Annotated in this window: 9 protein-coding genes; 4 read left to right on the top strand and 5 right to left on the bottom strand. The window is 72.3% G+C overall.

The window, feature by feature from the left end:
* Nucleotides 1-71 precede the first annotated feature (71 nt).
* The 4 genes from ACFV6E_RS42370 to ACFV6E_RS42355 form a co-directional block, all read right to left on the bottom strand.
* The gene (locus ACFV6E_RS42370; protein WP_385162674.1) at nt 72-1,196 is read right to left on the bottom strand and encodes a GuaB3 family IMP dehydrogenase-related protein; all 1,125 of its coding nucleotides are present in this window, start codon (nt 1,194-1,196) and stop codon (nt 72-74) included.
* Between the two features lie 139 nt (nt 1,197-1,335).
* Nucleotides 1,336-2,841, bottom strand: a complete 1,506-nt coding sequence (gene guaB / locus ACFV6E_RS42365) for an IMP dehydrogenase (RefSeq protein WP_385162672.1) — start codon at nt 2,839-2,841, stop codon at nt 1,336-1,338.
* Between the two features lie 259 nt (nt 2,842-3,100).
* On the bottom strand, nt 3,101-3,688 hold the full coding sequence (locus ACFV6E_RS42360; protein ID WP_385162670.1) for a sigma-70 family RNA polymerase sigma factor: 588 nt from the start codon (nt 3,686-3,688) through the stop codon (nt 3,101-3,103).
* 280 nt (nt 3,689-3,968) lie between these two features.
* The gene (locus tag ACFV6E_RS42355) at nt 3,969-4,580 is read right to left on the bottom strand and encodes a response regulator transcription factor (RefSeq protein ID WP_003948568.1); all 612 of its coding nucleotides are present in this window, start codon (nt 4,578-4,580) and stop codon (nt 3,969-3,971) included.
* A gap of 389 nt (nt 4,581-4,969) precedes the next feature.
* On the opposite strand from ACFV6E_RS42355, the gene ACFV6E_RS42350 reads away from it, so the two are divergent.
* The gene (locus ACFV6E_RS42350; RefSeq protein ID WP_385162668.1) at nt 4,970-5,398 is read left to right on the top strand and encodes a WhiB family transcriptional regulator; all 429 of its coding nucleotides are present in this window, start codon (nt 4,970-4,972) and stop codon (nt 5,396-5,398) included.
* 65 nt (nt 5,399-5,463) lie between these two features.
* On the opposite strand, the gene ACFV6E_RS42345 is transcribed toward ACFV6E_RS42350, so the two are convergent.
* The gene (locus ACFV6E_RS42345) at nt 5,464-6,360 is read right to left on the bottom strand and encodes a LysR family transcriptional regulator (protein ID WP_385469078.1); all 897 of its coding nucleotides are present in this window, start codon (nt 6,358-6,360) and stop codon (nt 5,464-5,466) included.
* Nucleotides 6,361-6,453: 93 nt separating this feature from the next.
* On the opposite strand from ACFV6E_RS42345, the gene ACFV6E_RS42340 reads away from it, so the two are divergent.
* From ACFV6E_RS42340 to ACFV6E_RS42330, 3 genes are all read left to right on the top strand, one after another.
* Nucleotides 6,454-7,131 (top strand): MOSC domain-containing protein, encoded by a 678-nt coding sequence (locus tag ACFV6E_RS42340; RefSeq protein ID WP_385469081.1) that lies wholly within the window; start codon nt 6,454-6,456, stop codon nt 7,129-7,131.
* A 168-nt stretch (nt 7,132-7,299) separates the two neighbouring features.
* Complete coding sequence (locus ACFV6E_RS42335; protein ID WP_385162663.1) at nt 7,300-8,073, top strand: SDR family NAD(P)-dependent oxidoreductase; 774 nt, start codon at nt 7,300-7,302, stop codon at nt 8,071-8,073.
* Between the two features lie 149 nt (nt 8,074-8,222).
* Nucleotides 8,223-11,060, top strand: coding sequence for an SGNH hydrolase domain-containing protein (locus tag ACFV6E_RS42330; protein WP_385469075.1), 2,838 nt, complete (start codon nt 8,223-8,225; stop codon nt 11,058-11,060).
* The last annotated feature ends 54 nt before the right edge of the window (nt 11,061-11,114 follow it).

The following is an 11,114-nucleotide window of genomic DNA, read 5'->3' as shown; positions in this document are numbered from 1 at the left end:
GCGGGGCCCCCCCAACCCCCCGGGCCCGGGCCCCCCCCCGGGGCCCGGGCCCCTCTCTCCGCGTACTCGTCTCAGCGCTTGTGCTGCGAGTCCGCGACCGTGACCTCGACGCGCTGGAACTCCTTGAGCTCGCTGTAGCCGGTGGTGGCCATGGCACGGCGCAGGGCGCCGAAGATGTTCATGGAGCCGTCCGGGATGTGCGAGGGGCCCGTAAGAATCTCCTCGATGGTGCCGACGGTGCCGAGGTCGACCTTCTTGCCGCGCGGCAGCTCCTCGTTCACCGCCTCCATGCCCCAGTGGTTGCCCTTGCCCGGCGCGTCGGTCGCGCGCGCCAGCGGGGAGCCCATCATCACCGAGTCGGCCCCGCAGGCGATCGCCTTCGGCAGGTCGCCGGACCAGCCGACGCCGCCGTCCGCGATGACGTGCACGTACCGGCCGCCGGACTCGTCCATGTAGTCCCGGCGGGCCGCGGCGACGTCCGCCACCGCCGTCGCCATCGGGACCTGGATGCCCAGCACGTTGCGCGTGGTGTGCGCGGCGCCGCCGCCGAAACCGACGAGCACACCGGCCGCGCCGGTACGCATCAGGTGCAGGGCGGCCGTGTACGTCGCGCAGCCGCCGACGATCACCGGCACGTCGAGCTCGTAGATGAACTGCTTCAGGTTCAGCGGCTCGGCGGCACCCGACACGTGCTCGGCCGACACCGTCGTACCGCGGATGACGAAGATGTCGACGCCCGCGTCCACGACGGCCTTGGAGAACTGCGCGGTGCGCTGCGGGGAGAGCGCGGCGGCGGTGACCACGCCCGAGTCGCGCACCTCCTTGATGCGCTGCCCGATCAGCTCCTCCTTGATCGGCGCCGCGTAGATCTCCTGGAGGCGGCGGGTGGCCGTCTCCGCGTCCAGGCCCACGACCTCGTCGAGCAGCGGCTGCGGGTCCTCGTACCGCGTCCACAGGCCCTCGAGGTTGAGCACGCCCAGGCCGCCCAGCTCGCCGATGCGGATCGCCGTGGCCGGGGAGACGACCGAGTCCATGGGGGCGGCCAGGAACGGCAGCTCGAAGCGGTAGGCGTCGATCTGCCAGGCGATCGAGACCTCCTTCGGGTCCCGGGTACGGCGGCTGGGGACGACGGCGATGTCGTCGAACGCGTATGCCCGGCGGCCGCGCTTGCCGCGCCCGATCTCGATCTCAGTCACGTGTGTGGCCTTTCCCTGATGCGTTGCAGCGTCTCCAGTATCGCCGACGGGTACGGCGAGGGCGGCCCCGGATGGTCCCGGAGCCGCCCCTGAGAAGACCCTCGGCAGGATCCGCGGCAGACCCTTACGGGCCCGGCGGCTACTTGCTGCGGCTGTAGTTCGGGGCCTCGACCGTCATCTGGATGTCGTGCGGGTGGCTCTCCTTGAGCCCCGCGGAGGTGATCCGCACGAACCGGCCCTTGGACTCCATCTCCTCGATGGTGGCGGCGCCCACGTAGCCCATGGTCTGGCGCAGACCGCCGACGAGCTGGTGCAGCACGTTGGCCAGCGGGCCGCGGTAGGGCACCTGGCCCTCGATGCCCTCGGGCACGAGCTTGTCGTCGGAGGCGACCTCGCCCTGGAAGTAGCGGTCCTTGGAGTACGACTTCGCCTGGCCGCGGGACTGCATGGCGCCCAGCGAACCCATGCCCCGGTACGACTTGAACTGCTTGCCGTTGATGAATTGCAGCTCGCCCGGCGACTCCTCGCAGCCCGCGAGCAGGCTGCCCAGCATCACCGTGTCGGCGCCGGCGGCGAGCGCCTTGCCGATGTCGCCGGAGTACTGAAGGCCGCCGTCGCCGATCAGCGGAACGCCGGCGGCACGGGCCGCGAGGGACGCCTCGTAGATGGCGGTGACCTGCGGGACGCCGATGCCGGCGACCACTCGGGTGGTACAGATCGAGCCGGGGCCCACGCCCACCTTGATGCCGTCCACACCGGCGTCGATCAGGGCCTGGGCGCCATCGCGCGTGGCCACGTTGCCGCCGATCACGTCGACCGCGACGCTCGACTTGATCTTCGACATCCAGCTCAGCGCGTTGCTGTTGTGGCCGTGCGAGGTGTCGACGACCAGGAAGTCCACACCGGCCTCGGCCAGCGCCTGGGCGCGCTCCAGCGCCTCCGGGCTGGCGCCGACGGCCGCACCCACGAGCAGCCGGCCCTCGGCGTCCTTGGCCGCGTTCGGGTACTGCTCGGCCTTGACGAAGTCCTTGACCGTGATGAGGCCCTTGAGGACGCCCGCCTCGTCGACCAGCGGGAGCTTCTCGATCTTGTGGCGGCGCAGGAGCTGCATGGCGTCCGCGCCGGAGATGCCCACCTTGCCGGTGACCAGCGGCATCGGGGTCATGACCTCGCGCACCTGGCGCGTCCGGTCGGTCTCGAAGGCCATGTCCCGGTTGGTGACGATGCCGAGCAGCTTGCCGGCACCGTCGGTGACGGGCACGCCGCTGATGCGGAACTTCGCGCACAGCGCGTCGGCCTCGGCGAGGGTGGCGTCCGGGTGCACGGTGATCGGGTCGGTGACCATGCCGGACTCGGAGCGCTTGACCAGGTCGACCTGGTTGACCTGGTCCTCGATGGAGAGGTTGCGGTGCAGCACGCCGACGCCGCCCTGGCGGGCCATCGCGATCGCCATCCGGGACTCGGTGACCTTGTCCATCGCCGCGGAGAGCAGCGGGATGTTGACCCGGACGTTGCGGGAGATGCGGGACGAGGTGTCGACCGCGTTCGGGAGCACCTCGGAGGCGCCCGGCAGCAGCAGCACGTCGTCGTAGGTCAGCCCGAGTGTCGCGAATTTGGCGGGCACTCCGTCGACGTTGGCAGTCATGACACCTTCTCCATATGGCCTTGATCGGTGCGGATGTCCATGCTAACGGGAAGCGCGACCGTCTCATTCCACGGCTCCTGGCACCTCCCGTCTTCGTAGCTTCGTACGGTCCGGGGTGCCTCGTTGTTCACCCGGGTCCCGTCCGGTGCCTCGTGCGTCGGGCGCGGTGCCTCGTCCGTCGCCGAAGCGCGGTGGTCGGGGCCGTGCATACGCGGGTGCGGGAGGTGGTGGGCCGGCGCCCGGCCGTCGGTGCTGCCGGCTACTGCTCCGCCAGTGCGCGTAGGCGGCTCAGGGCTCGGTGTTGGGCTACTCGTACGGCTCCTGGGGACATGCCCAGCATCTGGCCGGTCTCCTCGGCGGTCAGGCCTACGGCGATGCGGAGGAGGAGCAGCTCGCGCTGGTTCTCCGGGAGGTTCGCCAGGAGTTTCTTGGCCCACTCGGCGTCGCTGCTGAGCAGTGCCCGCTCCTCGGGGCCGAGCGAGTCGTCGGGGCGCTCGGGCATCTCGTCCGAGGGCACGGCCGTGGAGCCGGGGTGCCGCATCGCGGCGCGCTGGAGGTCGGCGACCTTGTGGGCCGCGATCGCGAAGACGAAGGCTTCGAAGGGGCGCCCGGTGTCCTTGTAGCGCGGTAGTGCCAGGAGGACCGCTACGCAGACCTCCTGCGCCAGGTCTTCGACGAAGTGGCGCGCGTCACCGGGCAGCCGCGACAGGCGGGTGCGGCAGTAACGCAGCGCGAGAGGGTGTACGTGCGCGAGCAGATCGTGCGTCGCCTGCTCGTCGCCGTCGACCGCGCGGTGGACGAGCGCGCCGATTGCCCCCTGGGCATAAACCGGCTCGTCGTCACGCATCGGTCCATGGTGCCCCGGCGTCGTACGATCCGTGGCACCGCGTCCGTAGTTGTGCACCGAAGCGTTATGAGCAGGTGCGCCGGAACTCATCTCCTGCGCCCTCCCCTTCCGCTCGCCCGACTCGTCCCCGAGGAACTCCACACCTCAAGGATGCGGCATCCGCCGGGAAACGGGGATCGGACGCCGAGGAGCCCGGTCCCGGCGGCCCGGCCCCGCCCGCCGTGCGGCGGGCGGGAGGCACCGTACGGCCGGTGGGGATCGCCATCCCGCGGAGGCCCACCTAGCGAACCAGGCCCCACCGGAAACCGAGCGCCACGGCGTGCGCGCGGTCCGAGGCGCCGAGCTTCTTGAACAGCCGCCGGGCGTGCGTTTTGACGGTGTCCTCGGAGAGGAAGAGCTCCCGGCCGATCTCCGCGTTGGAGCGGCCGTGGCTCATGCCCTCCAGGACCTGGATCTCACGCGCGGTGAGCGTCGGGGCCGCGCCCATCTCCGCCGAGCGCAGCCGGCGCGGGGCGAGCCGCCAGGTCGGGTCGGCCAGGGCCTGTGTGACGGTGGCGCGCAGCTCGGCGCGCGAGGCGTCCTTGTGCAGATAGCCGCGGGCACCGGCGGCGACCGCCAGGGCCACGCCGTCCAGGTCCTCGGCGACGGTGAGCATGATGATGCGGGCGCCGGGATCTGCGGACAGCAGCCGCCGGACGGTCTCCACGCCGCCCAGGCCGGGCATGCGTACGTCCATCAGAATCAGGTCCGAGCGGTCGGCGCCCCAGCGGCGGAGGACTTCCTCGCCGTTGGCCGCCGTCGTCACGCGCTCGACGCCGGGCACGGTCGCAACCGCGCGGCGGAGCGCCTCTCGGGCAAGCGGGGAGTCGTCGCAGACGAGGACGGATGTCATGGCCGCCCTCCGCAGCTGATGCGCGTCACCTTGAGCCTCCAGGCTGGTACGAAATCGTCACCTGTGCGGTCGACCGTCCCGGACGCCTGCCCGAGCGCTTCTTGTTTCAACCGCCTCCGCACTCTCAACGACGGTCACTCGAAAGAGTTACGGGCCCGGTCACCGTCTTCGGCACTCTACGTGAGGGCGCGGACACGTTGGAGACATGCGCGGCGGACCCACAATCTTTCATCACAACCCATGCCCCGTTTAGCCCGTTTTCTTCCCCTTTCTAGGTGTCTACTACTAGATTTCCTATGAGTCATATTTTCATCTCCTTAGATAGTAGATGTACCGTCGAACCGTCGATCGGCACCTAGCAGCCCGGAACGGCCTCAAGGGGACACGCAATGGCAGATTTCTCCCGCCTTCCCGGTCCGAACGCGGACCTATGGGACTGGCAGCTCCTCGCGGCCTGCCGCGGGGTGGACAGCTCGCTCTTCTTCCACCCGGAGGGCGAGCGGGGTGCGGCACGCAGTGCCCGTGAGAACTCGGCCAAAGAGGTCTGCATGCGGTGCCCGGTCCGCGCCCAGTGCGCGGCGCACGCGCTCGCCGTGCGCGAGCCGTACGGGGTGTGGGGCGGCCTGACCGAGGACGAGCGCGAGGAACTGATGGGGCGGGCGAGGAATCGGCTGGTCACGACGGCGCCCGCCGCGCCCGCCGCGCCTGCCACACCTGCTGTGTCGGCGCCTGCCGCGCCTGCCGCGCCTGCCGTGTCGACTCCTGTCGCATCTGCACAGCAGGCGAACGGTGGGGCGCAGCATCAACCGGACGACTGACCGTGAGTCAGAAGGAACGTTTCTGCCGCGTTCTCGGCTGCGGGACCTGACCGTCCCCGCCGGGTTCAGCGAGCGGCCGCCACGGCCAGCTGATCGAGTGTCGCCGCCACCGCCGGGACCTGGGCGAGGTCCGGCAGCGTCAGGGCGACGATCTCCCGCCGCACCGCCGGCTCCACCGCCAGGGTGCGCACGCCCTTGGGACGTACGGACTCCACGGCCAGCTCCGGCAGGACGGCGACGCCGAGGCCCGCGCCGACCAGGCCCATCACGGCCGGATAGTCGTCGGTGGCGAAGTCGATCCGGGGTACAAAACCGGCGCCCTCACAGACCTCGACGAGCTGTCCCCGGCAGCGCGGGCAGCCCGCGATCCACGGCTCGTCGGCCAGTTCGCCGATGGCGACCGAGCCGGCCGCGCCCAGCCGGTGCCCCTCCGGGACCAGGCCCACGAGCCGGTCCGTCAGCAGCGGCCGCACCACCAGGTCGGGCCACTCCTCCACCACGGCCGCGGTCTCGTAGCGGAAGGCGAGCGCGATGTCGCAGTCGCCCTCGCGGAGCATCTCCACGGAGCGCGGCGGTTCGGCCTCCTCCAGGGAGACACGGGTGCCCGGGTGGGCGGCGCGCAGGGCGGCGAGGGCGGTCGGCACCAGCGTGGAACTGCCGCTGGGGAAGGAGACGAGGCGGACGCGGCCCGCCCGCAGACCGGCGATCGCGGCGATCTCCTCCTCGGCGGCGGTCAGCCCCGCGAGGATGCCGGAGGCGTGCCGGACGAGGGCCTCGCCGGCCTGGGTGAGCCGCATCTCACGGCCGGTGCGGATCAGCAGCGGCGTGCCGACGGAGGACTCCAGCGCTTTCATCTGCTGGCTGACGGCGGGCTGGGTGCAGCCCAGCTCGCGGCCGGCCGCCGAGAAGGAACCGGTGGCGGCGACGGCACGCAGAACGCGGAGATGGCGGGCCTCGATCACCCTTCAAGCATAAGTGAATCTTGGGGCGAGAGGCGAATATTACGTCGACGCTTTGCCCGCCGATCACTTAGCGTGGTCGTCATGGAGGTCGTGATGAAGGTGTTGTCGCTGAATCTGGGGCGGGCGCGGGCCGTCGAGTACACGGACCAGCCGGAGGGCGTGACGGGGATGGACAAGCGGCCCGTGGAGGGTCCGGTGCGGGTGGCGGCGCCGGGGCCGAAGGGTGTCGGAGGCAGCGGACTGGCCGGGGACGCGGTGTGCGACACCCGGCACCACGGCGGCGACGACCAGGCGGTCTACGCGGTCGCGCGCGAGGACCTCGACGCGTGGGAGCGCGAGCTGGGCCGCCCCCTGGTGAACGGCGTCTTCGGGGAGAATCTCACCACCCAGGGCATCGACGTGTCCGGCGCCCTGATCGGCGAGCGCTGGCAGGTGGGCCCCGACGTGGTCCTCGAAGTCACCAGCGGGCGGATCCCGTGCCGCACCTTCCAGGGGCACCTCGGGGAGAAGGGCTGGGTCAGACGCTTCACCCAGAAGGGCGCGCCGGGCGCTTACCTGAGAGTGATTCGGCCCGGCGACATCCGGGCGGGCGACCCGGTCCGCATCGTGCACCGGCCGGACCACGACATCACGGTGGCCCTCTCGTTCCGCGCCGTGACCACCGAGCGCGAGCTGCTGCCGCGGCTGCTCGCGGCGGCGGACACACTGCACCCGGGGGAGCTGGAGACCGCCCGCAAGTACGTGGAGAAGTACGGCACTTCCGTGGCCTGAGCCGCGTGGCGCGAGCCGCCCCGGTGCCCTTCGCGACGGCTGTCCCGCGGGGCCGCCCGACCCGCGTCCCGCGTGCGCCCCGGGCAGCCCCGCGGCGCACGCGAGGTGCGCGTACGCGGGGCTCCGGCAGGGCGCTGGCGGCACAGCACCGGTCACTAACCTTGCGCCATGACAACGGCTTTGATTACGGGCTCCACCTCGGGGATCGGCGCCGCGTTCGCGCGACGCCTCGCGGCGGACGGCCACAACCTCGTCCTGGTGGCCCGCGACACCAAGCGGCTGCGCGAGCAGGCGACCGAGCTGCACGACCGGCACGGCATCGAGGCGGAGGTGCTGACGGCGGACCTGTCGGCGGACGACGGCATCGAGACGGTCGCCGACCGCCTCTCGGACCGCAGGCACGCCGTCGACCTGCTGGTCAACAACGCCGGTTTCGGCAACAAGGGACGCTTCCTCGAAGTGCCGATGACCGACGAGCTGACCATGCTCAAGGTGCACTGCGAGGCGGTGCTCCGGCTGACGTCGGCGGCCGTCGAGGCCATGCGCGAGCGCGGCCGGGGCGGCGTCGTCAACGTGGCCTCGGTCGCCGCCTTCGTACCGCGCGGCACGTACGGCGCGTCCAAGGCGTGGGTCGTGCAGTTCACCCAGGGCGCGGCGAAGGACCTGGCGGGCAGCGGCGTACGGCTGATGGCGCTGGCCCCGGGCTTCGTGCGCACCGAGTTCCACCAGCGGGCCGGGATGGGCACGGACAACATCCCGAACTGGATGTGGCTCGACGCGGACAAGGTGGTCGCGGCCGGACTCGCGGACCTCGCCCGGGGCAAGTCCCTCTCCATCCCGGACCCGCGCTACAAGGCCCTGCTCGGCCTGGCGAAGCTGGCCCCGCGCTCGCTGCTCGGCGGGATCACGTCGAAGACGGGCCGCAAGTACGGGCCGCAGTGAGGCGGAGGACTCGCGATACGGGTGCGGATGCGGGCCGCCGTGAGAGGGCGGCCCGCACCGGGCACCGGACCCGCCTCCGGCAGCGGCCACCGGACGGGGACACAGGTGTGTCACGTGTGACGCACAGATACCGGTGATAGCGAAGGGGGATGTTCGAGGGCCGGAACGCGGGAGGAAGAAGGAACGGCACGGCGCCCGGAGGGGGTGTGGCTGCCGCTGTCGGAGTGCCGGACGCGCACGCGGCGGAGGAGGTGATGCCGCCCGTTGCGCCAGGCGGGGGCGAGCCGGACAGTGCTGCCCCGGGCTCGGGCGGGCCGACCGGCGATAACCCGGGCGCGAGCGGGCCGGTCGACAGTGCCCTGGGCGCGAGCGGACCGATCGGCAGCAGCCGAGGCTCGGCCGGACTGGTCGGCAGCGGCCGAGGCTCGGCCGGACTGATCGGCAGTCGGCCAGCCGGAAGCCACCGGAACGGAAGCCCTTCGGACGGCACCCACCCCGGCGCGGGCCCCCCGGACGGAAGCGGACCGGACGGAAGCGGACCGGACGGAAGCGGACCGGGTGGAAGCGGACCGGGTGGGACCGGACCGGGTGGGAGCCGCCCGGACGGAAATGTGCCGGACGGGACCCATCTCGGCACGGGCCACCCCGACGACAGCCGGCCGCACGGCACCCACCCCGGCACGGGCCACCCCGACGGAAGCCGGCCGCACGGCACCCACCCCGGCACGGGCCACCCCGACGGAAGCCGGCCGCACGGCACCCACCCCGGCACGGGCCACCCGGACCGCAGTTGCCCGGACGAAAGCCGTCCGGACGAAAGTCGGCCGAATGGCAGTCAGCCGGACGGGAGTCGCCCCCACGGAAGCCACCCGGACGGAAGTCACCCGGGCGGGAGTCGGCCGGGCGGGAGTCGTCTCAGTGGCGCCGCGGGGCGGCCGGGCGGGAGTCGGCCGGGCGCCGGGTTCCGGCCCGATATCGAGGGGCTGCGGGCGCTGGCCATCGGCCTCGTGCTGCTCTACCACGCGGGGGTGCCCCTGCTGCCCGGCGGCTACGTCGGTGTCGACGTCTTCTTCGTGATCTCGGGCTACCTCATCACCGGGCTGCTGGTACGGGAGCTGGGCCGCGACGGCCGGGTGTCGCTCGCCGGTTTCTACGCCCGCCGGGCGCGCCGCCTGCTGCCGTCGGCGCTCGCGGTGCTGGCCGCGGTCGTACTGGCGGCCTGGCTCCTGGTCTCCCCCGCGGGCCGCCGGACGATCTTCCTGGACGTCGTCGCGGCGGCGCTGTACGCGGTGAACTGGCGGCTGGCGGGCGAGGCGGTCGACTACTCGGCGCTGGACAGCGCGGCCAGCCCGGTCCAGCACTTCTGGTCGCTGGCGGTCGAGGAGCAGTTCTACCTGGTGTGGCCGCTGCTGCTGATCGCGGTGGCGTGGTGCTGCCGGCGTAGGGGCCGGGACGTCCGCCCGTGGCTGGCGGGGGTGCTCACCGTGACCGCCGCCCTCTCCTTCTGGTATGCGCTGCACCAGACCCGCGAGGCGGCCGGGGCCGCGTACTTCTCCACCGGGACGCGCTACTGGGAACTCGCGGCGGGCGCGCTCCTCGCACTGGTACCCGCGACCTGGTGGCGCCGGATGCCACGGCGGGCGGCCGCCGCGGCGGGCCTCGCGGGGGCCGCCGGAGTCACCGCCGCCGCGCTGCTGTACGACGACGGCACGGCGTTCCCGGGCCCGGGCGCCCTGCTCCCGGTGCTCGGCACGGCCGCCGTCGTCGCCGCCGGAGCCGCCGCGGCGAACACCCCCGTCAGCCGACTCCTCTCCCTCCCGCCGATCCGCTGCATCGGCCGGATCTCGTACTCCTGGTACCTGTGGCACTGGCCGTTCCTGGCCTTCGTCACCGTGTGGCTGGGCGAACTGCCGCTGTCGGTGGCCCTGCTCGCGGTGGCCCTGTCCTGGATACCGGCCGCGCTGACGCACCGTTTCGTGGAGAACCGTTTCCGGCACGCACCCGCGCGAGCGGTGCAGCGCGGGCGTACCCACCGCTCCGGCCTCGCGCTGGGCGCGGTGTGCACGGCGTGCGCGGTGCTGTGCGGGGCGGTCTCCTGGTCGGCGGTGCCTAGCTCCCGGCTGGCCGATCCGGCGGACGCGCCGGGCGCGGCGGTACTCACGGCGGGCGACACGGATCTCCAGCAGAGCGCGGACGCGGTGCGCCCGTTGCCGGAGACGGCAGACGACGACGTGGACATGGCGCACGACGACGGCTGTCTGGTGGACCTGCTCGACGCGTCCCTGGCCGCGGGCTGCGTGTACGGGGACACCGCGTCGGACACAACGGTGGTGCTGTACGGCGACTCGCACGCGATCCAGTGGGCACCGGCGCTGCGGACCGTCGCGGAGCAACGCGGCTGGCGGCTCGAAATCCTGACCAAGTCCTCGTGCTCGCCGGCCGAGGTCACCCTGTGGGCGTCCCAGCTGAAGCGGGCGTACACCGAGTGCGACACCTGGCGGGAGCGGGCGCTGCAACGGATCGAGGACGAGGGTCCCGCGCTGGTGGTGACCGGTGCGCGGGCGACCAACACGGTGATGAGCGACGGGCGGCGGCTCGGCGAGACGGCGAGCGCGGAGGAGACCGAGGACGCCTACGCGGACACGATGCGGCGGCTGACCGCGACGGGCGCGCAGGTGCTGACGTTCGCCGACAACCCGCATCCCGACAAGGACGTGCCGACCTGTGTCTCCGGGGCGATGAACTCGCTGGCGGACTGCGCGACGGCCGAGGACGACGCGCTGGGCTTCGAGCAGATCGGCGAGGTGGCGGCGCAGGAGGTCGACGGCGCGTCGGTGATCGACCCGACCCGGATGCTCTGCCGGGACGGCGAGTGCCCGGCGGTCATCGGCAGCGTGGTGGTGTACCGCAACGGCAGCCACCTGACGGCGACCTACGTACGAACGCTGACGAGCTGGCTGTCCGGAAAGCTGCCCGCGTCGGTGTGACGGACGGCGCACGCCCACCGTAAAAACGACCGGGGCCCGGCCTCCGCGGAAAGC

Source organism: Streptomyces sp. NPDC059785 (assembly GCF_042732375.1).
GTDB lineage: Bacteria > Actinomycetota > Actinomycetes > Streptomycetales > Streptomycetaceae > Streptomyces.
Note: the sequence above shows the minus strand (reverse complement) of the source record. Positions and strands in the feature narration are given on the sequence as shown.

Coding starts and splice junctions, on each gene's coding strand:
- ACFV6E_RS42340 (WP_385469081.1), top strand. CDS start 6,454: ATGAAGGTGTTGTCGCTGAATCTGGGGCGGGCGCGGGCCGTCGAGTAC.
- ACFV6E_RS42360 (WP_385162670.1), bottom strand. CDS start 3,688: ATGCGTGACGACGAGCCGGTTTATGCCCAGGGGGCAATCGGCGCGCTC.
- ACFV6E_RS42335 (WP_385162663.1), top strand. CDS start 7,300: ATGACAACGGCTTTGATTACGGGCTCCACCTCGGGGATCGGCGCCGCG.
- guaB (WP_385162672.1), bottom strand. CDS start 2,841: ATGACTGCCAACGTCGACGGAGTGCCCGCCAAATTCGCGACACTCGGG.
- ACFV6E_RS42330 (WP_385469075.1), top strand. CDS start 8,223: ATGTTCGAGGGCCGGAACGCGGGAGGAAGAAGGAACGGCACGGCGCCC.
- ACFV6E_RS42355 (WP_003948568.1), bottom strand. CDS start 4,580: ATGACATCCGTCCTCGTCTGCGACGACTCCCCGCTTGCCCGAGAGGCG.
- ACFV6E_RS42350 (WP_385162668.1), top strand. CDS start 4,970: ATGGCAGATTTCTCCCGCCTTCCCGGTCCGAACGCGGACCTATGGGAC.